This is a genomic window from Sphingobium xenophagum NBRC 107872, assembly GCF_000367345.1.
Lineage (GTDB): Bacteria > Pseudomonadota > Alphaproteobacteria > Sphingomonadales > Sphingomonadaceae > Sphingobium > Sphingobium xenophagum.
In genome coordinates, this window is record NZ_BARE01000057.1 from 1 (window position 1) to 22247 (window position 22247).

Annotated in this window: 22 protein-coding genes and 1 pseudogene; 18 read left to right on the forward strand and 5 right to left on the reverse strand. The window is 65.6% G+C overall.

Annotated elements, in window-relative coordinates; all coding sequences use genetic code 11:
• Positions 1-236: 236 nt before the first annotated feature.
• The 4 genes from SX1_RS19150 to SX1_RS19165 all read left to right on the forward strand — a co-directional run bounded on the left by SX1_RS19150 (position 237) and on the right by SX1_RS19165 (position 6705).
• A complete protein-coding gene (locus SX1_RS19150) occupies positions 237-815 on the forward strand; it encodes an NAD(P)H-dependent oxidoreductase (RefSeq protein WP_019054338.1) in 579 nt (192 codons plus the stop codon).
• A 137-nt stretch (positions 816-952) separates the two neighbouring features.
• Positions 953-5170, forward strand: a complete 4218-nt coding sequence (locus SX1_RS19155; protein ID WP_019054339.1) for a strawberry notch-like NTP hydrolase domain-containing protein — start codon at positions 953-955, stop codon at positions 5168-5170.
• Between the two features lie 112 nt (positions 5171-5282).
• On the forward strand, positions 5283-5981 hold the full coding sequence (locus tag SX1_RS19160) for a hypothetical protein (RefSeq protein ID WP_019054340.1): 699 nt from the start codon (positions 5283-5285) through the stop codon (positions 5979-5981).
• 205 nt (positions 5982-6186) lie between these two features.
• Positions 6187-6705: a hypothetical protein gene (locus tag SX1_RS19165; protein WP_019054342.1), complete on the forward strand. Its 519-nt coding sequence runs from the start codon at positions 6187-6189 to the stop codon at positions 6703-6705.
• A gap of 34 nt (positions 6706-6739) precedes the next feature.
• On the opposite strand, the gene SX1_RS19170 is transcribed toward SX1_RS19165, so the two are convergent.
• The gene (locus tag SX1_RS19170; RefSeq protein ID WP_019054343.1) at positions 6740-7522 is read right to left on the reverse strand and encodes a hypothetical protein; all 783 of its coding nucleotides are present in this window, start codon (positions 7520-7522) and stop codon (positions 6740-6742) included.
• A 178-nt stretch (positions 7523-7700) separates the two neighbouring features.
• Here SX1_RS19170 and SX1_RS19175 point away from each other — a divergent pair, with 178 nt between their 5' ends.
• A complete protein-coding gene (locus SX1_RS19175) occupies positions 7701-8444 on the forward strand; it encodes a hypothetical protein (protein WP_148564661.1) in 744 nt (247 codons plus the stop codon).
• Between the two features lie 196 nt (positions 8445-8640).
• Here SX1_RS19175 and SX1_RS19180 read toward each other — a convergent pair whose 3' ends face one another.
• Together SX1_RS19180 and SX1_RS19185 are read right to left on the reverse strand one after the other, a co-directional pair.
• Positions 8641-10137 (reverse strand): hypothetical protein, encoded by a 1497-nt coding sequence (locus SX1_RS19180; protein ID WP_019054345.1) that lies wholly within the window; start codon positions 10135-10137, stop codon positions 8641-8643.
• Positions 10138-10139: 2 nt separating this feature from the next.
• Positions 10140-11975 (reverse strand): phospholipase D-like domain-containing protein, encoded by a 1836-nt coding sequence (locus SX1_RS19185; RefSeq protein ID WP_255209803.1) that lies wholly within the window; start codon positions 11973-11975, stop codon positions 10140-10142.
• Between the two features lie 159 nt (positions 11976-12134).
• Between SX1_RS19185 and SX1_RS24915 the strand changes: the two genes are divergently transcribed.
• From SX1_RS24915 to SX1_RS19210, 6 genes are all read left to right on the forward strand, one after another.
• Positions 12135-12422 (forward strand): hypothetical protein, encoded by a 288-nt coding sequence (locus SX1_RS24915; protein ID WP_255209804.1) that lies wholly within the window; start codon positions 12135-12137, stop codon positions 12420-12422.
• A gap of 251 nt (positions 12423-12673) precedes the next feature.
• Positions 12674-14743, forward strand: coding sequence for a ParB/RepB/Spo0J family partition protein (locus tag SX1_RS19190; RefSeq protein WP_019054347.1), 2070 nt, complete (start codon positions 12674-12676; stop codon positions 14741-14743).
• 83 nt (positions 14744-14826) lie between these two features.
• Positions 14827-15765, forward strand: coding sequence for an ArdC family protein (locus SX1_RS19195; RefSeq protein ID WP_019054348.1), 939 nt, complete (start codon positions 14827-14829; stop codon positions 15763-15765).
• 53 nt (positions 15766-15818) lie between these two features.
• Positions 15819-16430 (forward strand): DUF6927 domain-containing protein, encoded by a 612-nt coding sequence (locus SX1_RS19200; RefSeq protein ID WP_019054349.1) that lies wholly within the window; start codon positions 15819-15821, stop codon positions 16428-16430.
• A gap of 40 nt (positions 16431-16470) precedes the next feature.
• Positions 16471-16677 carry a hypothetical protein gene (locus SX1_RS19205; protein WP_019054350.1) on the forward strand — a complete coding sequence of 69 codons (207 nt, stop codon included), beginning with the start codon at positions 16471-16473 and terminating at the stop codon, positions 16675-16677.
• The gene (locus SX1_RS19210) at positions 16674-17180 is read left to right on the forward strand and encodes a thermonuclease family protein (RefSeq protein ID WP_019054351.1); all 507 of its coding nucleotides are present in this window, start codon (positions 16674-16676) and stop codon (positions 17178-17180) included. Before SX1_RS19205 ends, SX1_RS19210 begins: the two co-directional genes overlap by 4 nt.
• A 108-nt stretch (positions 17181-17288) precedes the next feature.
• On the opposite strand, the gene SX1_RS19215 is transcribed toward SX1_RS19210, so the two are convergent.
• A complete protein-coding gene (locus tag SX1_RS19215) occupies positions 17289-17783 on the reverse strand; it encodes a hypothetical protein (protein WP_019054352.1) in 495 nt (164 codons plus the stop codon).
• Positions 17784-17812: 29 nt separating this feature from the next.
• On the opposite strand from SX1_RS19215, the gene SX1_RS19220 reads away from it, so the two are divergent.
• The 4 genes from SX1_RS19220 to SX1_RS19235 all read left to right on the forward strand — a co-directional run bounded on the left by SX1_RS19220 (position 17813) and on the right by SX1_RS19235 (position 19980).
• The gene (locus tag SX1_RS19220) at positions 17813-18847 is read left to right on the forward strand and encodes a deazapurine DNA modification protein DpdA family protein (protein WP_019054353.1); all 1035 of its coding nucleotides are present in this window, start codon (positions 17813-17815) and stop codon (positions 18845-18847) included.
• Positions 18848-18909: 62 nt separating this feature from the next.
• Positions 18910-19164, forward strand: coding sequence for a type II toxin-antitoxin system Phd/YefM family antitoxin (locus SX1_RS25070; RefSeq protein WP_019054354.1), 255 nt, complete (start codon positions 18910-18912; stop codon positions 19162-19164).
• Positions 19164-19580, forward strand: coding sequence for a type II toxin-antitoxin system VapC family toxin (locus SX1_RS19230; RefSeq protein WP_019054355.1), 417 nt, complete (start codon positions 19164-19166; stop codon positions 19578-19580). Before SX1_RS25070 ends, SX1_RS19230 begins: the two co-directional genes overlap by 1 nt.
• Before the next feature lie 91 nt (positions 19581-19671).
• Positions 19672-19980, forward strand: a complete 309-nt coding sequence (locus SX1_RS19235; RefSeq protein WP_019054356.1) for a hypothetical protein — start codon at positions 19672-19674, stop codon at positions 19978-19980.
• A 17-nt stretch (positions 19981-19997) separates the two neighbouring features.
• Here the strand turns inward: SX1_RS19235 and SX1_RS23030 are convergent, their stop codons facing one another.
• Positions 19998-20609, reverse strand: a complete 612-nt coding sequence (locus SX1_RS23030) for a hypothetical protein (RefSeq protein WP_052310930.1) — start codon at positions 20607-20609, stop codon at positions 19998-20000.
• 180 nt (positions 20610-20789) lie between these two features.
• Between SX1_RS23030 and SX1_RS19245 the strand changes: the two genes are divergently transcribed.
• From SX1_RS19245 to SX1_RS23035, 3 genes and pseudogenes are all read left to right on the forward strand, one after another.
• Positions 20790-21434, forward strand: coding sequence for a hypothetical protein (locus tag SX1_RS19245; protein WP_019054358.1), 645 nt, complete (start codon positions 20790-20792; stop codon positions 21432-21434).
• Positions 21435-21447: 13 nt separating this feature from the next.
• Positions 21448-21900, forward strand: coding sequence for a hypothetical protein (locus tag SX1_RS19250; protein WP_019054359.1), 453 nt, complete (start codon positions 21448-21450; stop codon positions 21898-21900).
• Positions 21897-22247: pseudogene (locus SX1_RS23035) on the forward strand (hypothetical protein); the annotation flags it as partial. The gene SX1_RS19250 and the pseudogene SX1_RS23035, both read left to right, overlap by 4 nt.

Genomic DNA, 22247 nt, shown 5'->3' on the forward strand with positions numbered 1-22247 from the left:
AGCCCGCTGATCCTGGCCGCCGACAACGACGCCGAAGGGGCGATCGCCGCGGAGCGCGCGACCCTTCGCTATGCCCGCCCTGGCCTCAAAATCAGAAGCATGCCGCCAGAGCGCGTCAAGGATTGGGCCAAGGTCCTCGAACTGAGCCGGCGATAACCGACTGCCGCGCACGCATTCGGAAACATCCGGATTGCGGGAGGCTGCGCTTCGGAGGAACGCCTTGCCTGGAGGCTCGAATGGCACGCATCACGATCATCGATGGCCACCCCGATCCGGACCGCGCGCGGTTCATCCATGCGCTCGCGTACGCCTATGCGGCCGGGGCAGAAGACGCCATCCATGAAGTGAGGCGGATCGACGTCGCGACTCTGGATTTCCCCATCCTGCGCTCGGCAAACGAATGGCGCGAGACCGATCCCGCAAAAGCCATCCACGACGCGCAGATCGACATCAGATGGGCCGACCATCTGGTCATCCTCTTTCCGCTTTGGCTCGGCGACCTACCGGCGCTCCTCAAGGCCTTTCTCGAACAGGTTATGCGGCCGGGCTTCGCGATCGACGAAACCGTGTCGGATCGGAATGCGAAGCTGCTCTGCGGCCGACCGGCACGTGTCGCGGTGACCATGGGAATGCCGGCCCCTTTCTATCGATTCTACTACCGTGCCCACAGCCTCAAGAGCTGGGCGCGAAATCTACTCGGCTTCACTGGGATCGCGCCCGTTCGCCATTCCATCATCGGGGACGCCGAGGCGAGCGACGGCGAACGGCAACACTGGCTGAGCCTCATCAGCCAGTTCGGCCGGGACGCGCGATAGCGTTCGGCAAACAGCGGGGCCCGAGCCCTGTCCCGCCAGCGCCAACCAAGCCTCGCCGCAGTCGGGCAATCGTGAAAAGGGAAGGGGGGTCGAAGGATTGATGCTGCCGATGGGGCAGCCAGTCCGGAGACCCCTCAATGTCCGATCTCTTCGATACCGCCACCGCGGCCGAACGCCGCGCGGCCACGCTTCTCGTCGACCGTCTCCGCTCCAGCGACCCGATCACGAGGGCGGACCTCAATGCGGCCATGGTCGAGGGCTATGGCGGGACGGACGCCGACGGGCTCTGGACGCAGCGCGACAGCTTCGAGATTCTGGAGCACGCGCTTGCCCATCACCTCCAGTTCGGGCCCTATCCCCTGCGCTCGCTCGATGACGTTGCGTCCGCCTGCGATCTGCTCGACCGGCTGCCGACGCAGACCGTGCGCAGCGAGGACCAGATCGAATGGCAGCAATTCTCGACGCCCGTCGATCTCGCTGCCGTCGCGGTTCTGCTCGCCAATATCCAGAACGATGACGTCATCCTCGAGCCGAGCGCGGGCAACGGACTCCTCGTGGCACATTGCCGAGGCTTCGCCGCCCTGCAGCTCAACGAATACGCACCGGCTCGCCGCGCGCGCCTCGCCGACGTTTTCCCCGACGCGGTAGTCACCGGCCACGACGGTGCGACGATCAATTCGAGCCTGGCCGCGGCACCGCGTCCCAGCCTGATCCTCATGAACCCGCCTTTCTCGCGCTCGGTGGGGCTCGGCGCCGACGCCCATGCCGCCGTGCGTCACCTTCAGGCAGCGCTTCGCCGGCTGCGCACTGGTGGGCGGCTGGTCGCCATCATGCCTGACTGGTTCGGACCCAATGCGCGCATGCGTGACCTCTTCGAGACCACGCTGCGCGATGTGACCGTGCGGACCTTGGTGCGGCTCGAGAAATGCTATCTGAAGCACGGCACCAGCATCGCGGTCCGGCTCTTCGTCATCGACAAGGTTCCCGGGACAACCATCCCCGCGACAATCCAGCGCACCTCGATCCGCGAACTCATCGGCGCGCTCTCGATCCATGAACGCGGGATGCTCGGCACCGCGGCCGCGCCCGCCCCGAAGCGATCGAGCAGTCCCTCGCTGTTCCGCGCCATGAAGAGCAATCGCGCGCAGCCACGGCCCTATCACGCTCCCGTGCGCAACAATGTGCTGCCGGTCGACTACATGTCGCTCGACACGCCCGCGCCGCTGCTCGACCAGGTCGGCGTCTATCTTCCCTATCGCCCGAGCCGCATCACCTTCGACGCCGCCGGCGAACATCCGACCGCGCTTGTCGAATCGGTCGCGATGGGCTCGATCGCCGCCCCGATCCCAGCTTACATCCCGAGGCTTCCCGAGCGGACCGTCTCCGAGCGCCTGCTATCGGCTTCGCAGCTCGAGACTGTCGTCTATGCCGGCCATGCCTGGGACCAGTTCCTGCCGGGCAAGTTCAGGCCCGCCAAGGAGGGCGTCGGTCTCGAGGAAGCGAACGACGGACGCGCCTACCGCATGGGCTATTTCCTCGGCGACGGCACCGGGGCGGGGAAGGGCAGGCAGGTCGCGGCCTGCATCCTCGACAGCTGGCTTGCGGGTCGGCGCCGCAACATCTGGATCTCCAAGAACGAGGCGCTGCTCGAAGACGCCCGCCGCGACTGGACTGCGCTCGGCGGCCTTGCGGCCGATATCCAGCCTCTCGCCAACTGGAAGATCGATCAGGCGATCCCGCTCGAACAGGGCGTGCTTTTCGTCACCTATCCCACCCTTCGTTCGGCACGCGGCGACCATAGCCGTCTGCAGCAGATCATCGACTGGGCAGGCGACGACTTCGAAGGCGTGATCGGTTTCGACGAGGCCCATGAAATGGGCGGTGTCGCGGGAGGCGAGGGCGCGCTCGGCAAGAAGGAGGGCTCGCAGCAGGGCATCAGCGGCGTGCTGCTCCAGAACCACCTGCCCGAGGCACGCGTGCTCTATGCCTCGGCGACCGGCGCTTCCGACGTCAACAATCTTGCCTATGCCGTGCGGCTCGGCCTTTGGGGACCCGAAACGGCGTTCAGCAACCGCGAGCAGTTCATCCAGGGCATACGCAAGGGCGGCATCGCGGCGATGGAACTGGTGGCCCGCGATTTGAAGGCGCTCGGCCTCTACACGTCCCGCGCGCTCAGCTTCGCCGGCGTCGAATATGACATCCTGCGCCATGAGCTGACCCGCGAACAGATCGCGATCTACGACGCCTATGCCGATGCCTGGGGCATCATCCACCGCAACATGGAGCATGCGCTCGAACTGACCGCGGTGGTCGACGGGCTCGAAAATGCGACCCTCAACAGCGGGGCGAAGGCATCGGCGCGCTCGCGCTTCGAGTCGACCAAGCAGCGCTTCTTCGGTCAGCTCCTCCTCTCCATGAAGCTTCCGACCGTGATCGCGGCGGCGAAGGCCCATCTCGCTGCCGGGCAGTCGGTGGTCCTTCAGCTGGTGACGACCGCGGAATCGATCCTCGACCGGCGCCTTGGCGACCTCTCTCCCGACGAGCGCGCGAATTTGGAGATTGATCTGAGTCCGCGTGAGTACATCATCGATTACCTCGAGCGCGCATTCCCGACCCGTCAGATGCGCGTGTTCAAGGACGACACGGGCACGCCGCGTTCTCTGCCGATGGTGAATGACGACGGCCACCCGGTCTACAATCCCGAGGCTCAGGCCGCGCGCGATGACCTCATCGAGAAGCTCTGCGCCATGCCGCCGATCATGTCGGCGCTTGATGCGCTGCTCGAACATTTTGGGCACGACAATGTCGCCGAGGTCACGGGCCGGACAAAGCGCCTCATCACGGTAAGCGACGGCCGCCAGAAACTGGAAAGCCGCTCGGCGCGCACCAGCCAGGCCGAGGCCGCTGCCTTCATGGCCGGCAAGAAACGCATGCTGGTCTTCTCTGACGCCGGCGGCACGGGGCGAAGCTACCACGCCTCGCTCGACGTGATGAACCAGGAGCAGCGCGTCCACCTTCTGCTCGAGCCCGGCTGGCGCGCCGATCGCGCGATCCAGGGCCTGGGCCGAACCCACCGCACGCACCAGGCGACCACGCCGCTGTTCCGGCCGGTGACCACTGACTGCAAGGGCGAGCTGCGCTTCACCAGCACGATCGCACGCCGTCTCGACAGTCTCGGTGCGCTGACGCGCGGCCAGCGGCAGACGGGCGGGCAGGGGCTCTTCGACCCGGCCGACAATCTCGAGAGCGAATATGCCTGCGCGGCGCTCCTCTCCTGGTTCGACCTGCTCGCCGCGGGCAAGCTTTCGAGCACGACGCTCGACGATTTCCAGCACCGCACCGGGCTCGAGCTTTGCGACAAGGACGGCGTGCTCAAGGACGAGATGCCGCCGATCCAGCGCTGGCTCAACCGCATCCTGGCCCTGCCGATCGCGCTGCAGAACAGCATCTTCGACGAGTTCCTGTCGCTGATCGAAACCCGCGTCTCGGCCGCGCGCGAGGCGGGACGGCTCGATGTCGGCGTCGAGACGATCCTCGTCGACAAGGCGACCCTCCTCGACGACGTCGTACTGCGGACCGATCCCCGCACCGGCGCGACCTCGCATCTTCTCACCATCGAGATCGCGCGGCGCCGCAACCCTGTTTCCCTCGAGCGCATCCTGAGGATCGCCGACGGCGATGCCAGCGCCGGTTTCATGATCAACCGCAAGTCCGGCAAGGCGGCGCTCAGGACGCGGGCGCGCTCGCTCATGGAGGAGAAGGAAGGCACGCCGATCCCGCGCGTCGAGATGATGCGACCTACGCGCAACGAATATATGCGCGAGGACGATCTCTACGAATCCTCCTGGGAGGAGGTGACCCGCGAGGCCTTCACGGCGACCTGGTCGGAGGAAGTGGACATCGCCCGGGAGACGGTCGACAGCGAGACGATCCGGTTGGCCACGGGGCTGCTGTTGCCGATCTGGTCGGCACTTCCGAGCGATCACATGGCGGTCAACCGTATCGTCGACGGGGAAGGGCAGTCCTGGCTCGGCCGTCTCGTCTTCGACGACCATGTGCCCCAGCTCTTCACCAAGCTCGGGATCGATCGGTCCGATACGCTGCCGCCCGACGCGGTCGCGAAGGCGGTGTCCGCGGGCCGCAGCGTCGACGTGTCGCATCCGTTCCCGCTCACCATCAAGCGCTCGGTCGTCAACGGCTCCCAGCGGATCGAGCTCGTCGGCTGCCCGCACGACCGTCTGCCGTGGCTCAAGTCGATCGGCTGCTTCACCGAGATCATCCAGTATCGCACGCGGATGTTCGTACCCATGGCGACGGCGGAGGCGGTCCTGGGGAAGCTACTCGAAGGAAGATGACGGCGCTCGGAGACGCTGCCTAAAGTATGTGGGCCGGGATGGTCTGTCTTGTCTCATTGGGCTAGACCGAGCAGGGCCGTTTCGGGGGAAACCATTGCGCATAATTTCTTTTTTGATTGCACTCGGCCTGTCGCTGCCGGCCATGGCACAGACCCAGGCGCAGCAGGACCGACTAAACCGCGTGGGGCAGTTCGTCGTGACGGCACCCATGTGCGAAAGACTCGGCATGAAACTCGACCCGGACTTGCCAGTGAAGGCGGAAGCCGCGCTGAACGCCGAGACAGCGGCCTGGGCGGTCGCGCCCGCGACGGTGGCGCGCTTGAAGGGCGAAGCGATCAACCGTCAGAGCCGCATGCTTGCGACTGATCTTCAATCAGCGGCCGACGGCGCGAAAACCGACGCTCAGCTCCGCGACCTGAAGCATACACTTTTGGGCTATGGCCGCACGTGCATGGAGGCGTCCGGCGAACCTATCTTCTCTTCCCTCATCGTTCCGCCACCCGGCTTCAATCTCGAGACCGCAGCGACCGAACTAACGGACAGCATGCTGGAGGTCGGTGGCCTCGCGAGTTGGCAGACCCCGCAGATCCAGGCACGCGGTGATCTGATGATGCTGGCCGGCACCTGCCGGTCGAAGATCGGAGCCCTGCGGTCGGACGCTCTGGTCAGGCAATATGGCCAGTCGGATGATCCCCGCGTTCGGGACTACTATTCCAAGTCATTCGACGAGGGTCTTTCCGATCCTTCCACGATTGGCACTCTAGCTGGCTGCAACAGGGCGATCGCTGCCTATCGCGCCAGGATACGGTGACTCCCGTGCTGCGGCGACGATCCATCGAGTTGCAGATGCACGATTATATCCGTTCCGTCATTGTGGAGCGGCATCTGTTTTTTGTGCTGAAGCGAAAAGCCGCCTGCTCACCCAGTTCGACGATATCGAAGGTGAAGCTGAACGCTATCAGGAGGATGCCTGGCAAGCGGCTATTAAAGCGCCCTATCATGGTGAAGAGCCCGATATGGGCGACATCGCAGATGCGGTGACGAGTGATGCCGCCGGACATTACATGTTGCTCGATGAGATGCGCAAACAGGTCCGCCTCGCCACCACGGCCGCCATGTTCCATCAGTGGGACAAGGAGCTGCGCGAATATCTCGCCAATGAATTCCGGCACTATGTCGATACGAAATGGATCGACAAGAACATCTGGAACGCCAAGACCATCGAGATTTTCGACATGTTTGGCGAGTTTGGATGGCAGGCAAAGCAGCAGGCTTTCTACCCGCAGATCGATGCCTGCAACCTCGTCGTGAACGTCTACAAACATGGCAAGGGTGCCGCGCTTACCCGCCTGCACAAGGCCTATCCGCACTTTATGAGCAAGCTCGGCGTCCAGTCGTGGACCGGCACGCTCTATCTCGATTATCGGTGGCTCGAAATCACTGACAGCGACTTCGACGATTTCGCGGGCGCGTTAGAGGCGTTCTGGCGAGCCATGCCGGAGCGTCTTGTTTATCATTCCCCAGATGTTGATTGACCTACCTTGTGCGCCCCGGCTGCGCTGCCGGAGATCATGTTGAGACCGAGGGGATATTTGGACGCGAGGCTATATTTCTCGACCATAGCCGCCTCCGCGTCATGCGCTTCCCGGCGAGAGAGCCGGTGGCACAAATGGTGGTAATCAGCCCCGCTAGCTTGGGCCGATCGTCGGCCCTGCCGGTGCGCTCGGCGATCCGCGCATCGATCAGCGCGTTGAGCGTGCGCGCGAAAAGGCGTTTGGACGCTGTCGCGACTGCCGCGCGGGTGTGTTCGTGGAAACGGATGTTCCAGCCCCGCTTGGTGATCCCGTAATATAGATAGGCCTCCCCCTCGCTGGTCAACAGCGTGTGGAGATAGAGCGTGTAAGTGCACGCGAGAGCTGGATTCCCGTGCAGAATTGCGCGCATCGGCAGTTCGACGCGCATGGCGACGTCGAGGAGAGGCGAGACCATGCTGAGGAAGACGGCCGGCGCGACGCCCGCCTCCCGCGCCTCTTTGAGGATAGCCGCAGTGTGTGCTGTCTTTCCCTCGGCGTTCGCCGCCTCTCTTACATCGGCGATGATCCGCCCGCCGGGATAAGCCGGGCAAGCCCCGGCCTGCAGCCCCCCTGCGCGAACCCAGGTTTCGACCTCGGCGACATAGCCGCTGGTCTCGTTGAAATGGACGAGGACATCGTCCAGCACTTCAGCTGACCGGAGCGGATTGAACGTAAGGCCGCGCGAGAGGTGCATGAGCGCCACTGGGTCGACGAAGCGAAGTTGCCGCCCGAGTTCGGCGGCGGCAGGCCAGTCTGGTTTGAACGCAGGGCTGAACATTCGACGTCCTTCAGCTACGCAGGTTACTTCCATGGTCGAACCCGGCGGGTCACGGGCTGCTTTTGTAAAACACTGTAAAATTACAAGAAATGAGGACCGGCGCGTAGCAGTAATGGCAGATATGATCTATCTATCTCAATGCGCGCAAATAACGATAATATAGCCGGGAGAACATGCCGTGACGGACGTGGTTTCCTCGTCTGTTGGCGAGGCTCGCCCATACATAAGCCCGGACAGCGAGATCGTCCGGGAGATGCGCTCGATACGGCGCACCATCGACGAAGCGCGCTCCGCCGGCACCCTCGACCCGCTCTTCGGCTATCTCTATGCGACCATCGAGCGGCGAACCCCAGCGCAGATCCGGACCGAAGCTGCATGCGGTCCGCGCTGCGCCTGGTGTTGTCACACGCGCGTCGCGGCGACCGCACCGGAAATCCTGTTCCTCGCGCGCAGCCTTCCCGCCGGGGTCGTGGAGGCCGTTCCCGCATTGGCCACGCGGCGCCGCGACGGCTGGGATCGACCGCTGCTCGAGAGCCTGGCGCCCTGCGCGGTTCTCGCCGATGGCCTTTGCACCGCGCATCCGAGCCGGCCGATCGTATCCCGCACCACCGTGTCGCTTGACGCCGAGCAGTGCCGGATTGCCACGAGCAATCCCGAGGAAGCCGTTATCCCCTCCGTGCTGGCGTCGGTCGCCCTGCGCGCGGTTTACGAGATCGCGCTGCAGGGCGCGCTGCTCAACGCCGGCTATGCGGTGGACCGGTTCGATCTTGCCACTGCGCTCGCCGATGTAGTCGCGGCGCCGGATGCCGAAGCCGCCTGGCTCGCGGGCGGCGATGTCTTCCCTTCAGCGCTCAGGATCGAGCAGGAAGCCTATCTGGACGAGCCGCTGAGGCTTGCCTTCTACGAGGCGGCGTTCGGCTGAAGCCCGACTTTGCGCGCTGCCGGCATGAGCTGGCGGCACGCCCGTACCTCATAAAAAGAGCCTGCCCGGTAAGGACCGGACAGGCTTGGAAGTGGGAGGCCGCCGAAACTTTCGACTCGAAGGCCCCTCGGGTCGCAGCAACATTGTATCGCAGCGCGCATCCATTTCCTTGCACGGATGCGACACTAGCGGCTCTCTAGAGTCGCCTGCACTCGACGAGCAGGCTGGTGGCTGTCTCCAGCCGGTCCGGCGTCGGCTCCGGCGGATTGCCCTGCCGGGTGGTGCCCGGCGTCAGCGTCCATCCGCCCTCGTCCATGACAATCCGCAACCGCAGGATCGTCTTGCCCCGATTGCGTGCATCGGCAAGGCCTCTTCCTACCGACCAATAGGCGTGCTGAGCCATGATCCAGATCTCGAGCATGTGGCAGACGAAACCGGCCGGCGTCAGCTCACCCCAGCCTTGCGCCTCCCGCTTGGCCCGGCTCAGGGGCAAGCGATCCGGATTTTCGAACGGATGACCCTGGTTCGGCGCTTCCCGCAGGCAGAGCGCGAGGGCAGCGACGATAGCGGCTGGAAGCTGGTCCTGGTCACGCAAGACTCCCTGCAGGGCGCGAAGACGTTCCACCGGGTTGGTTGCGTCCTTTGATGCGAGAATCCAGGCTTCGGCACTATCCGCCAATGACTTCTTATCGAGAGCGCCGATGAAGGCCCGGGCCAGTTGTGTCGTCGAGCGAGGACCAGGCAGGAGTGCGCCGATCGTCCAATAAAACATGCCTTCGAGGGCAAGACGGAACAGTTGGCGGATTTGCACCGCGCGCCATTCGTCCGCTGCCAGGGGGCGGTCACTCGCGCTGTCCCAGGCTTCGGCGCGATCGGCCATCCGAACCCTGATGTCCTCGTAGGTGGCTTCCTCGTCGTCGAGATTCGCATAGGCCGCCTGGACCAGCGCGACACCCTTCTGACGGGCTGGAGCTGCCCGTTCACCGCCGAGCCTCGTAAACATGGCCTTCGCCTCCGCGGCGCGAGGCTTGTCCATCGTCCAAAGCTTGCCCCAGCGCTCGGCATCCGCGCGCCTGACGACCACGTTGCCGAAGCGGTTGAACGCCTCGTGGCCCAGCTCCGCCCCGAAACCTCTTTCGAAGGCGTCGAGCACCGGGTCGAGGGAAGCATCGGGTTGGAATATGCCTGCCGCGCCCTCGACCGGGATCAGCCAGCCCATGGTGCGCAGGCTCGGCCCGTAGTTCAGCGGCGATATGAAACCTGTCGAATAGCGTCGCATGTTGCGCCGGGCTTCCCATTCCTCACCGCCAAAACGATACTGCTTCGCGTCCAGCATCGGCCGCATGGCTTGCGCCCCCGGAATGTCCGCACGCGGGTCGATCAGGAACTGTGACCACGCGTAGATAGCCTCGATCCGGTCGACGAAATCGCGCATCTCTTCGGGCTTTGCGCTCTGCCGCTTTCCCCGCTCCAGAACATGGCGCACCCTCCGCCAGGCCCAGGCCATCAGGGTGTAGGGACGGATGTGGCTTGCCACATTGTTGAGGTCCGGCAGCACCCGGTCCATCAGGCCGAAGTTGATCTGCCTAAGGCCCAGCGGGTCTACCCCGCCGAAGTTGATCTTGCTCCTGTCGACCGCGCGAGCCTCGCCAGCGGAGCGCGCGGTATCGAGGAGTTCGTTCAGATCCGTCATCGTCAGCAATCCCGATTGATGAGGATTCGGCCGCAGCAGGTGCTGAGACCCCGCAACCGCAGATCTTCCCCGGCCGCCAGAGGCAGGCGAATGTGGCACCGCGGGCAGGAGGGTCTGAAGGAGTCGAGTACCGTCAGTTTGGCGTATGACGAAGGATCACGCAGCGCCCGCTCTAGATTGGGCCAGTGCGGCGATGACCTCAGGCTATCGTAACCGACATGGGGGCCACGGCCATCGCCAGCGGCAAGATAGGCGTCGATCTGCTCACCCATGGTCCTTGCCGTCAGGACCTCGCCGAGGAAGCTGTCGAGGTCGACGCCCGATCCCAGCAAATCCATGAATGCCGGTATTACATCCGGAGTGACGGAAAGGCTTGCCGGGTCGATCCCGCGGCGCAGGAAATAGCGACGTGCCCGGATCGCATTGTCGTCCCGGCGATCAGCTGCGTGATGAAGGAGAATGGAGGCGATGGCGATGTCGCTTTCGGGTCCGTCAAGCGCAACGACGTGCGCAAGCACCTTGTCGAGCCAGAGTTGCACCTTGCCCGGCGCCGGCCTGATCCGGTCCGCCAGGAAATGCGATAGCGACAGAGCCATGAGCGCGTTGCGGCCCTCCGCCTCGGGCGCCAGCATGGCCGTCAGGAGCTCGTCGAAGAGTTGCAGCGACCGATGGTTCGCCGCCTCCTCCGATCGCGCCCGCTTTTCCCGGTCCTTCTCGTCCTCATCGTCGTCGTCATCGGTCTCGCCGCCGCCGCCCCAGGGTCCGCGCGACTGTCTGAAGACGGCACGGATGAGGGCCATGGAATGGCGCCAGGCGGACGTTGCTTCGCCGTCGCTCGCTCCAGAAAATGACTGTGCGCCAAGGCCAGCCGCCTTAAGGTCCGCGAGCGTTACCGCTCCTTCGCTCTCATTGGGTCCGCCGGTGCTTCCCCCGCCGCCAATGCCCAGCGATGCCGGCATGCGGCTCGGATCCTCACGAAACCATGCCAGGATGGCGGCAACGTCCGTCGGTGTCTCCGTGCCGGCGAGCATCGCCATGAGGCGGGGCGCGATCGAACCCGTGCGTCGGATCAGTTCGAGGGCAGCCGCGATCGACACGAAACCCTCCCAGCGTCTGCCGTCCTGCTCAAGCCCGAGGATCAGGCGACCATTCTCCCAGCTTTCGAACTCGATTCGCGGTGCATCGACCTCGAAATGGCCGTCGTCGGAAATCAACACCGAGCCCAACATGTGGGATCCCCTGGGCGTTCGCAGGACGGCGTTTGCGCTCCCGGAGAGTCTGGGCGCGAGCGTTCGGCCGGTTATCGTTTCGCCTTCGAGCGATGCGCCCAGGACCCCGACCGCGGATGCCACCGCGTCATTCTCGTCCTGCTCGTCGGCCGGCAGTCGTGCAGGGGCCGTCGCCGGCGCCGTCACCCAATAATTCTTGCTGCCTCGCTGAACGCGCAGCACACCGGCTTCGACGTTTCGGCCGAACAGTCCGGCATGCGTCACATTGGCGCTGCCGCTCAGAACGAGGCGGCCTTTGCGGCACACCAGTTCGATCGATTTGGCGTGAAGCGGCCTGTCATCCTGGCCGAACGCGTCGGCGGCATCGATAGCCTTCCACCTCTTGCCACCCTCGAAGGGCCAGGCGTTCGAACCCTGGCCGCGGACCGTGCCTGCGCGGTGGGCATGGAGATGCGCTTCATCGATCTCCAGCAGCGCCGCGAGCGCATTCAACCCCTCGGCGCGAAGATCGTAATAGGGCGAAACAGCTGTCATGCGCGTCACGCCGCCCAGATCTTCCGCATAGAGCGCCAGTTGTTCCGCAATAGGCGCGTCGAGGCTGTGGACCATGCGAACATTGCCCGGCCGCGGCTGTCCTTGCGCCGACCGGCGTAACGACGCAGCGATCGTCTCGCACGCCGGTCCCGCTGTCGTGATGATCTGAGCGGAAGCCGAAATCTGTCCGAAGAAGTCGGCCGCATCGTCGAAGGCGTCCGCAGCGAAACTAGGATGGAGATGCTCGACCAGCTCGAGATTGCCGCCCCAGCCCGCGAAGGTCAGATTTCCCGATCCGACGAGCAGATGAGCATCGTCCTCGCTGAAAAGTGCGCAGACCTTCGCGTGGAAAACGCCGTGATTGGTGCAGGCAACGGGTTCGATTTCATAGTCGCGGCCGACCCTGCGCGCCCCTTCCTCGCTCAAACCGGCACGCACGCCCTCAGGATCGGCCAGAACAAGAGCATTGCGCCCGCCGCCACGCAGCAAAGCGTCGAGAAGCACCGCCTCGAAGAAGGATAGCGAAAGCGCATAGGTTGTGAAGGCAGCGCGCTTCCACGGCGCGGCCGAGATCAGATCGAGCGGATTCACGTACACCCCCTGGACCAAGCCTAACCATCGACCAGTTCATCGACAGTAAAAATCGAAGCTTCCGCAGGTGAGCGACTGGCGGCTCCGGCCTATGCAAGTTCGGCCGAAGCAGATCGGGGAAAGGGAAGGGGGGACGGAGCTGGTGTTCGGGATGATCCGGACGCCAGATGGAGCTCCTTCCCATGACCGCTTCCGTAAAGCTCGCCAAACTCACCCTATCGCCCATCAACGTCCGCAAAAGGCCCGACGAACTGCTCGAAATCCCGCAAATGGCGGCCGATCTCGAAGCGCGCGGCGTTCTGCAGAACCTTCTCGTCACGCCAGTGAAGAAGCCGCGCGGCACCTTCGAGGTTTTCGACGGCGGTCGCCGCCTCCGCGGCCTGCGGATGCTCGCCGACCGCGGCGTCATTGACCCTGAAACCTACGACGTTCCCGTGAAGGTTCTGGTCGGCGACGAGGCGACCCTGTCGGAGACCTCGACCGCGGCGAACTTCCATCAGCTCAAGATGACCCCGGCCGAGGAATGCCGCGCGTTCCAGTATTTCATTGGACTGACGGGCGACATCGAGGGTGTCGCCAAGCGGTTCGGCCTCAACCGCCGCTTCGTCGAGGGCCGCCTGCGGCTGGCGACGCTCGCTGAGCCGATCTTCGAGGCGCTGAGCGAAGGCACCATCACGCTCGACGTCGCCAAGGCCTATGCGTCGACCGAGAACCAGGAGAAGCAGCTTCTCGTCTGGAACAGCTACGGCACCAGTTACTCCAACGCCGACACGATCCGCCGCGTGATCGCCAACGAGACCATGAACTCGACCGACCCCGTCGCCATCCTGGTCGGCGAGGATCGCTATGCGGAGGCTGGCGGCAAGGTCGACCGCGATCTCTTCAGCGACAGCGGCGACAAGTGGGTCAATCCCGAGATCGCGCAGCGGCTGGCCGCGGACATCATGGAAGCGGAAGCCAAGCGCGTCGGTGAGGAACTCGGCCTTGGCTGGATCCGGCCGATCGCGTCCAACTATACCCACAGCGCGGCTGCCGGCCTCTATCGCGTCATCCTGCCCCCGGCCGACCTGACCGAGGAACAGCAGGCCCGGATCGAGGCGATCTCGGCCCGGCAGGAAGTGATCTCCGTCGAGATGGACGATGATGCCATCGGCGAGGACGCCTACAAGGCGCTTGACCAGGAATATGACGCGCTCACCGAGGAGGAGCAGGCGATCCGCAACGTCGCGCCGGTGCTGCCGGACGAGCTGCGCCCGCTGGTCGGCGCCTTCCTCAAGCTCACTCCCAGGGGCGAAATGGTCCTCGACGCCGAATATTACAGCGAGGAGCCCGTCCGGATCGGCGGCACCGAGGAGGAAACCGGCGACACCGCGGTCAACGGGGCGCGCAGCCGGCCGAGCGGGGCAGGCAGGGAATCCGCGCCTCCGGCGTCGCGGCCCGAAGCGGTCGCGCCCGGCGGCAAGCCGCTCAGCGCGCGGCTCTACGACGAGCTTGCGATGCAGCGGCGCGACGTCCTGGCGGCGACCCTCCTCAGCCATCCGGCGCTCGCGCTCGACTATGCGCTGTTCGTGATGATCGACGACCGCATGAGCACCGAAAGCGCCTATGGCTCGACCATCCGCGCACGCTCGCCGCAGGACCCGGTCACCGGCGAGCAGCCCGCGACCCGTGCCCGCAGCTATCTCGCCGAAGCGCATGACGGGCTCGATGCCGATTGGACCGAATATCCCTCGCAGGTCGAGCGGTTCGAGGCGTTCCGCGCGCTCGACGACGACGGCAAGGCGGCCTGGCTAGGCTATATCGTCGCGATGTCGCTCGAGGCGCCCAATTCCCGCGCCGAACAGTCCCCGCTCCACAACCGTCTCGCGACGATCATGGAGATCGACGTCGCGAGCTGGTGGCGGCCGACCTCGGAGAACTTCTTCGACCGGGTCAGCAAGGGTTCGATCCTGACGCTGCTCGCCGATGTCGGCGGCGCCGCGCTCACCGCGCGTCACGCGACGATGAAGAAGTCGGAGATCTCGGAATCGTGCGCCAAGCTCTTCGCGGGCGAGGCGATCGTCGAGCCGGAGGTTCGCGACGCGGCGCTGGCCTGGGTGCCCAACGCCATGAAGTTCCTCGACCAGGTGCCCGCCGACGATCTCGATGTCGACGACAGCACCGAGGATCAGGGCGACGATCGGGAGACGGTCGCGGGGAACGACGCCGACGGCGAATCTCAGCTGGACGATCAGGACGCGCTCGCGGCCTGACGCCAGTCACCAACTGGAGTGCTCACCGCCGGCGCGCACCCCGCGCTGGCGGTTTCCTTCTCGTCCGCACCGGAGTTCCCACCATGTCAGCTTCACGACGCTCCAGCCGCGACGTCGCCGCGGAAATCACCGACCTCATCATTCGCAAGCTCGAGGAAGGCGTCCCGCCCTGGTCGAGACCCTGGCGGTGCAGCGGCGCCGGCGGGCGCCCGCTGCGGCATTGCGGCACGCCTTATACCGGCATCAATACGCTCTACCTGTGGGCGCTCGGCGACGCGATGGGCTACCGCTCGCGCTTCTGGATGACCTATCGCCAGGCCGAGGCGCTCGGGGCCAATGTACGGCGCGGCGAAACCGGCGCGATCTCGGTCTATTATTCCTCGTTCAAGAAGACCGAGGAGCATCCCGAAACCGGCAGGGAGGTCGAGAAGAACATCCGCTTCCTTCGCCACTACGTCGTCTTCAATGCCGATCAGATCGACGCGCTTCCGGCCTATTTCTATGCTCCGCAAGAGCCGGAGGTGCCGGTGGAGCCCTCGACGCACCAGGCCGCGATCGACGCCTTCTTCGACGCGATCCCCGCCGACGTCCGCCACGGCGGCAACCAGGCCTACTTCACACCGACATTCGATCACATCCAGATGCCCAGCCGCAGCTCGTTCCGCAGCATGGATCTGTACGCCTCGACGAGGTGCCATGAGACAGTCCACTGGTCGGGCCACCCCGACCGGCTCGCGCGCAAATTCGGCAAGCGCTTCGGCGATAAGGCCTATGCGTTCGAAGAGCTCGTCGCAGAAATCGGGGCCGGCCTTTGCTGCGCCGATCTCGGCCTGCCCAATCTGCTGCACGACAGCCATGCGAGCTATGTCGGGCACTGGCTCGGCATCCTGCGCGGCGACAAGACCGCCATCATCCACGCGGCTGCCAAAGCCGAGCAGGCCTTCGCCTATCTGAAGAGCTTCTCCGGTGCCGAGAGCGATGCCGCGCCCGCCGATCCGGCCGTGCCGGCGCTCGCCGCCTGAGCGCCGCCGAGGCTCCCGCTTCCCCAATTACCGACAAGCAAAGGAACACCATCATGGGATGGCTCTACATGCCGCGTGCGTCGCTCGGCGGCCACGCAACCGCCAAATCCTACCTCGACGCCCAGTGTACCTACGACCGCCCACAGGAGGATGGCGGCACGCAAGGACTCAAGGTGCTGGCCTCGGCCTGCCCCGGCAACCGGGTCTATTACGCCGCGGTGCAGGTCATGAAGAACGGCATCGGCGGCGAGGTTTTCGCCATCGTCTGCCTCGTGCGGTGGAACCCGCGCGACAAGGACGGAATGATCTTCGGGTATAAGGACATGACCGAAAATATGGGTCCATGCGAAGCCGAGTGCCCCGAGCGTATCCTCGATCTCCTGACCCCGACCGAGCATCGTCACGCAATCGATTGGCGCGAACGCTGCCGCGCCAATCTGGCCCTGCGCGGGCGCAAGCTCGCCCAAGGCGATCGCATCCGGCTCGACCAGCCGGTGACCTTCACCGACGGCCACGTCGCGCAGGAGTTCGTCGTCTGCAAGCGCAGCCGGAGCCTGATGCTCCGCGACCCGGACAATGGCTGCTTCTACCGGATCAGCCGGCTGATGGAGCGGGCCTGGTCGATCGTGCCCGTCACCAAAATCCACAAGACGGTGTTCGCCTGAACATCAATCCGTATATCCTCGTGATGAAGTGGATCATGTCATGACAATCGCCATCGAAAGGAACGCCCTGTCGCCCAAGCGCGGCCTGCTCTGCAGCCGCGAGAACGCGCTGCGCGTCGCGGGCCGGATTTTCGATCATTCCCAGGAGAGGGTCAGCATCCTGCGCACCGCGAACCCGCTGCAACCGTTCCGCGTGTCCACCGACCCGGCAACGCCGGGCCTGATCGTCCTCGAAATGGTCGCATGAAACGGCTTCCCGTCCTGGCTCTGCTGCTGGCGGCAGCCTGCACGCCCAGCGATGCGGCGGAGGACACGTCCTTCAGCGCCACCGCGCGCGCCCTCGATGGCGACACGGTCGCGACCGATTTCCGCCTGCTCGGGGTCGATGCCTTCGAACGGCACCAGATGTGCGAACGGGCCGGTGCCTGCTGGGAGTGTGGGAAAGCCGCCCAGGACCTCGCCGCGCGGACGTTGCGGGGCGGCGACGCGCAGATCCGTCTCTCGTCCCGATCGAGCTACGGCAGGCCGGTTGCCATGGTTTCCATCAATGGACGCGACCTCGGCGAAGTGATGATCTCGGCCGGACTCGCCATCCCGCAGCCGCAATATCTGAGGTCCGACGCCGCCCGCGCTTCGCGCTATGCGGCCGCCTTCAGCGAAGCGCAGCGGCGACACGCGGGCGCCCTTGCCGGAAACTGGCTGGAGCCAGCGCGGTGGCGGCGCGGTGAACGGCTGTCATGCGAGCGCTGATCGCCGGCAAGGCCCGGCCTTGCTCGGCGGAAGCGCACGCCGGGCATCCCCAACCAGGCAAAGGGTAGAGCAGGGGCCGGCGCGCCAAGCGCCTGACGCCCGCAGGCTTCAGGCACCCAGGCCGGGATCGGCCCACCAGGACTGGCCCTGCTGGAAATCCTCCGCCGTTGACACCACCGGGCCATCCGGCTCGTCCGCCACATAGGGCCGCACGAGCGGCCGGGCCTTGACCTTGCGGCGATGCATCTTGCCCGCGATCCGGCCGCGCGCCTCGAGCAGCTCCTCGAGCCACATCAGATCGTCGATCATCTCGACCACGCCGCGTCCGGCGAGGCAGAAATAGATGCAGCGCTGAAAGTCGTCGCCCGCCGGATTGCTGAGGATCGAGGCCAGCTTGCGCTTCCCGCCAAGCTCGCCCTCGTGGATCCAGGTCACCGCCTCGCGCAGTTCGCGGACCGAATAGAAGGCGTCCTCGACATGCATGCCGATGGCCGCGTTGGCGATCATCCGCCGGGTCGGGCGGTTCTGCTCGTCGAGCGCCGCATCGCGCAGCGTCACGTCCAGATCGAAATGCCCAAGAAAACGGGCTGCGGAATCGGTCATCGGAAATCTCCTTTTGCAAGGAACATAATATGAACATGGATCGGGTCAAGCCGCGCACGATAGCGGTGATGATCGGCTTACCCCACCTGTCCGACAGCAAATTGCTCGATCGCGCGCGCCAGTTGCAGCAGCCCGTGCTCATCTCGGCGAACGCCCTTTCGCGCTGGTCGCGGCGGCGCGGCTGGCGCGAATGGACGGGCTGGACGACTGGTCCGCTCGCCAATGCGGCCGGGCTCCACAGCCTCTGCCTCGACAGCGCCGGCTTCAGCGCGATGACCACCTACGGCGGCTATCCCTGGACCGTGGGCGACTATGTCCGCCTCGCCGCCGCCTACCCGTTTCGCTGGTGGGCGGCCCTCGACTATTGCGTCGAGCATGAGGTCGCCGGCGACCGCGACGAGATCCTCGACCGCATATCGCGCACCATCCGCGCCAATATCGAGTGCCGCTTGCGCGGTGAGGACCAAGACATCCTCGACAGCTTCATGCCGGTGATCCAGGGGCGGCTACCCGCCGACTATGAGCGCTGCGCCGATGCCCTGTCGGGCACGATCGAGCGCGCCGGGCTCGTCGGCGTTGGATCGATGTGCCGGCGTTCCATCCACGGCCCCGAAGGACTGATGGCCGTCGTCGACCATCTCGATCGGGTGCTTCCGCGGCGCATCCGGCTTCATCTGTTCGGCGTGAAAGGGGAGGCACTCCCCTATCTCGCGGCCTTCCGGCACCGCATCGCCTCGATCGACAGCCAGGCCTATGGTGTCGCAGCGAGGACCGCGGCCCGGCGCGATGGCTGCGTGAAGACCGACGCCATCGTCGCCGACCATATGGAACACTGGGTCCACGCCCAGCATGCGCGCCTGCGCCAGCCGCAGCGCCAGCTTCCCGTGCAGATTCCCCCAATCGCGCCCGCGCAGCCCGATGACCCCTGGGAGGCGGCGATCGCCGAGGCGCGCGAGCAAATGCGGGAACTCATCGAATGCGGCGATCTCGACCATGACGAGACGACCGCGCCCTGGATCGAGCAGTGGGCGGCCGACATCTATCGCGAGCGCATGACCGGCTGATCCCGGAACGGAATTGAAATATCTCGCGGACTAGTTAGATAACTAGTCAGAAAGGAATCGATATGCAGGCTTGGCCCGTTCAGGACGCAAAGGCGCGCTTCAGCGAAATGCTCGAGGCATGCACGACCCATGGACCCCAGATGGTCACCAAGCGCGGCGTCGAAGCGGCGGTGCTGGTACCAGCCGCCGAGTGGCATCGCCTTCAAAGCCGTGCTCGCCCGACACTCAAGGACCTACTTCTGGCGCCCCCCGGCCGAGGCGATCTCGTGATCCCGCCGCGGGGCCGGGGGAAGCACCGCGCGTCGCCCGCCCTCTGATGTTCCTCCTCGACACCAATATCGTTTCGGAGCTTCGCCGCGTCCGCCCCCATGGGGCCGTGCTCGCGTGGCTCGAAGCGCAGGACGACAGCACGCTCCATATCTCGGCCGTTACGCTCGGCGAGATACAAGCCGGCATCGAAATCACCCGCGGCCAGGACCCGGCCCGCGCCGATGAGATCGAAACCTGGGCCGATGCGCTCGCGGAGGCCTGGAATGTCCTTCCCATAGACGCCGCCATCTATCGCACCTGGGCAAAGCTCATGCATGGCAAGAGCGAGCATCTCTACGAGGACGCCCTGATCGCCGCGACCGCGCGTGTTCTCGGCCTAACGATTGCGACCCGCAATGTCGCCGATTTCGCGTCGTTCGATGTTCCGGTGATCAACCCGTTCGAGACGCCGACGCTATCCTGAATCCGACGTCGACCACCTCACCGCCAGAGAAGAGAGGGGGTGCGAGGGCAGCCCGACGGGAGCGAGAGCTCCTGCAGTTCGAGGAGCCCTCATGTCCCACCAGTTCATTGCCACCGAGCGGATTCCCGCTCGCTCGAATCGTGCGGAGGTCCGCAATCCGATCCTCACACTGCCGGCCGTCGCCAGGCTGCGGGCACTCGATCCGGAAACGCGGGGCATGCTGCGGGACCTGCTTCTCGAACTCCAGCAGGACGCGAGAGAGCGCGCCGAGGCGAGCTGGCGCAGCCGCAAGCCTCCGCTCGCCGCCTACTGGGCGGCCTGCGGCGTCTATGCCGGTCACATAGCCCGCGCCATCGGTCCGGGCGCCTGCCGCAAAATCCGATTGGTCAGGCGGGGATAACATTGCGATTGCCGACCTCAAGTCGCCTGCAGGCGGGCGTCCTTGTCGGACCCAATCCGGGGCGCTTCCGCAGGCCAGTCGCCCGTCGCGAGGACGGGTAGCTCCTCGAACCCCGCCAAGTCGATCGTCAGCGAGAGGCGTCGCGCAGCGAAGCAGACGACCTCGCAAGGCACCGCGCGCAGCGTCTCGTCGATACCGCCGATACCGCCCCGGGAAACGACCAGATAACTTATCCTCGCCGACGCGGACTCGAGGAGTGCTTCGACCGCGCGCCCGATGCGCTGTCCGTGGCAATCGTCCACCTCCATCCCGGCGAGTCCGGTCGCGGTGAACAGCTCATCGCTCGAGCATCGGCGGCTGGCCCTCTCGGCGGACTTGCCACCCTCTTCGTATCGGCGCTGCTCGCCCAGCCATCGCCATGCGCCGACCAGGTTGACCACGGTCAGGAAGCCGTTCGTCGCGAGCAGGTTGGTCTGCCCGGTCGATAGCCCCACGAGCGACCAGCAGATCGATCCTATCGTGAAGACCAGGAATCCCGACCCGGTGACCTTCGCGCCCAGATTGGCCGCGGTCATCATAGCGGCGATCATCGTCGCGATCGGGGCGATCCAGCCCGCGATATCGTCCATCCAGTTCCTCCGTCCGCCCCAGCTCTTCGCCGTGTCCGGCGGCAATACACCGTCGCTGCGCCGCTGTCGTCGTTCGGCAGGGCCAGCAGCGAGGTTCGAATCCATTCCGCCGGGGGGACGAGAGGGAAGGGGGGCCGGGGGCGCGAGCGGAAGAACCGCTCGAGATTCCCGGAGGACCCCATGACCTACGATGTGGCATTTCGCTACGGCCAGGCGCTCGACCCCAGCGCGCTGGTCACGATCGGCACCACGCTCCACGCTATCCAAGCAGCCATCACCGATTGCCGCAACGCCGGCATCGAGGTCGAAACCGACCCCGCCGTCATCCTGCTCGTGCGCCATCTCTCGCAGGTCTGCGCCGATCGGCCGGCCGATGCCGAGCTGCGCCGAGACTGCATGGCGCGGATCGCTGACCTCAGAAACCGGCCGATGCTCAAGACGCTCGCCCTGCGCGGCGTCGCCTATGACGAGACCGCCAAGAAGCTGTTCCATTCCGAGGGCCGCGCGGCCCTCCGCCGCCTCGCAGAAGCGCTGAGTCTCGATGAGGGCAGCTTCGACATCCGCTCCAACAAGGCGGGGCCGGCGGTGTCCGGCGAGATCACGCTCCACGCCGACATGCTCTGGGTCCAGTTCTCGCTCGGGCCGTTCGGGCCCGACCGCGAGGTCTGCTTTCGCAGGGTCCGCGACCGCCAGGATTATATCGGCGAACGCAACCATTGGGCATCCGTCCGCGAGCTCGTCGAGCCCGACCGGTTTGCCGCGCGTATCCGCCGCGACCTCAATCTCCCTGCCGCCGCGCCCGCCGCGCCGCGGCTGGTCGCCTGAGGGGGATGGAGCGATGCGCATATTGCTCACACGCACCCGGATCGGCGTCGAGGCGCCGAGCTATTCCTACCGGGTGCATATCCCCTTCACCGAGATCTCGCTCGAACGGCAGGGTCTGATCTCGATGCATTCGGACTACGGCCTGGGAGCCGGGCTGCTCGCCCGCCTGCCGGACGTCATCGCGCCGATGGCGCATCTCGAAGCCGCGCCGGGCCTCGACAAGCATCATTTCGGCAAGCGCGTCGATGCCGTCGCCGACCGGGTGGCCGCAATCCTGCTCGGCGCCGTCTTCCCCGAGATGGCCGAACGGACCCTGCCGTTCCGTCTCGATGTGCCATCGGCGCCGCCCAACGCACGGGCCTTCGGGGCAATCGAGAATCTCACGGGACGCTACGAGGCGCTCGCGCGCGGCCTCGACAGCCTGACCGCTTCGAGCCTCGGCTTTCGCGCGGAGGGCGACCGATGATCTCCGAGCCGTTCGATCCCGCCGACGCGGCCACCTGGATCGCCCGCGGCCGGAGGCCCGACCATGCGGCAATCCTCGCCGACGCCTGGCAACGATTCCCGGATCTCCCGAACGAGGCAGACCGAGAAGCGAGGGTCGCGCGGATGCGTGACCGGGCACTCGCGCTGCGCCCAGTCATGGAAGCGATGTCAAGAGCCAACGACGAGGAGCGGCAGGCGCGCAACTTCGGCTTCACCGAGGGCAAGGTCGGCCGCGGCGAAGGTGACGCCCGCGACGACGCCATCCTGCGCGGCCGCACGCTTCACGGCTATGACTGGGACCGGGCCGTGCGCTACGCCTCGGGCTGG

Coding starts and splice junctions, on each gene's coding strand:
- SX1_RS19180 (WP_019054345.1), bottom strand. CDS start 10,137: ATGACGGATCTGAACGAACTCCTCGATACCGCGCGCTCCGCTGGCGAG.
- SX1_RS19235 (WP_019054356.1), top strand. CDS start 19,672: ATGTCCCACCAGTTCATTGCCACCGAGCGGATTCCCGCTCGCTCGAAT.
- SX1_RS24915 (WP_255209804.1), top strand. CDS start 12,135: ATGGAGATGCTCGACCAGCTCGAGATTGCCGCCCCAGCCCGCGAAGGT.
- SX1_RS19200 (WP_019054349.1), top strand. CDS start 15,819: ATGGGATGGCTCTACATGCCGCGTGCGTCGCTCGGCGGCCACGCAACC.
- SX1_RS19170 (WP_019054343.1), bottom strand. CDS start 7,522: ATGTTCAGCCCTGCGTTCAAACCAGACTGGCCTGCCGCCGCCGAACTC.
- SX1_RS23030 (WP_052310930.1), bottom strand. CDS start 20,609: ATGGACGATATCGCGGGCTGGATCGCCCCGATCGCGACGATGATCGCC.
- SX1_RS19205 (WP_019054350.1), top strand. CDS start 16,471: ATGACAATCGCCATCGAAAGGAACGCCCTGTCGCCCAAGCGCGGCCTG.
- SX1_RS19220 (WP_019054353.1), top strand. CDS start 17,813: ATGAACATGGATCGGGTCAAGCCGCGCACGATAGCGGTGATGATCGGC.
- SX1_RS19150 (WP_019054338.1), top strand. CDS start 237: ATGGCACGCATCACGATCATCGATGGCCACCCCGATCCGGACCGCGCG.
- SX1_RS19250 (WP_019054359.1), top strand. CDS start 21,448: ATGCGCATATTGCTCACACGCACCCGGATCGGCGTCGAGGCGCCGAGC.
- SX1_RS19210 (WP_019054351.1), top strand. CDS start 16,674: ATGAAACGGCTTCCCGTCCTGGCTCTGCTGCTGGCGGCAGCCTGCACG.
- SX1_RS25070 (WP_019054354.1), top strand. CDS start 18,910: ATGCAGGCTTGGCCCGTTCAGGACGCAAAGGCGCGCTTCAGCGAAATG.
- SX1_RS19215 (WP_019054352.1), bottom strand. CDS start 17,783: ATGACCGATTCCGCAGCCCGTTTTCTTGGGCATTTCGATCTGGACGTG.
- SX1_RS19195 (WP_019054348.1), top strand. CDS start 14,827: ATGTCAGCTTCACGACGCTCCAGCCGCGACGTCGCCGCGGAAATCACC.
- SX1_RS19185 (WP_255209803.1), bottom strand. CDS start 11,975: ATGGTCCACAGCCTCGACGCGCCTATTGCGGAACAACTGGCGCTCTAT.
- SX1_RS19165 (WP_019054342.1), top strand. CDS start 6,187: ATGGGCGACATCGCAGATGCGGTGACGAGTGATGCCGCCGGACATTAC.
- SX1_RS19190 (WP_019054347.1), top strand. CDS start 12,674: ATGACCGCTTCCGTAAAGCTCGCCAAACTCACCCTATCGCCCATCAAC.
- SX1_RS19245 (WP_019054358.1), top strand. CDS start 20,790: ATGACCTACGATGTGGCATTTCGCTACGGCCAGGCGCTCGACCCCAGC.
- SX1_RS19155 (WP_019054339.1), top strand. CDS start 953: ATGTCCGATCTCTTCGATACCGCCACCGCGGCCGAACGCCGCGCGGCC.
- SX1_RS19230 (WP_019054355.1), top strand. CDS start 19,164: ATGTTCCTCCTCGACACCAATATCGTTTCGGAGCTTCGCCGCGTCCGC.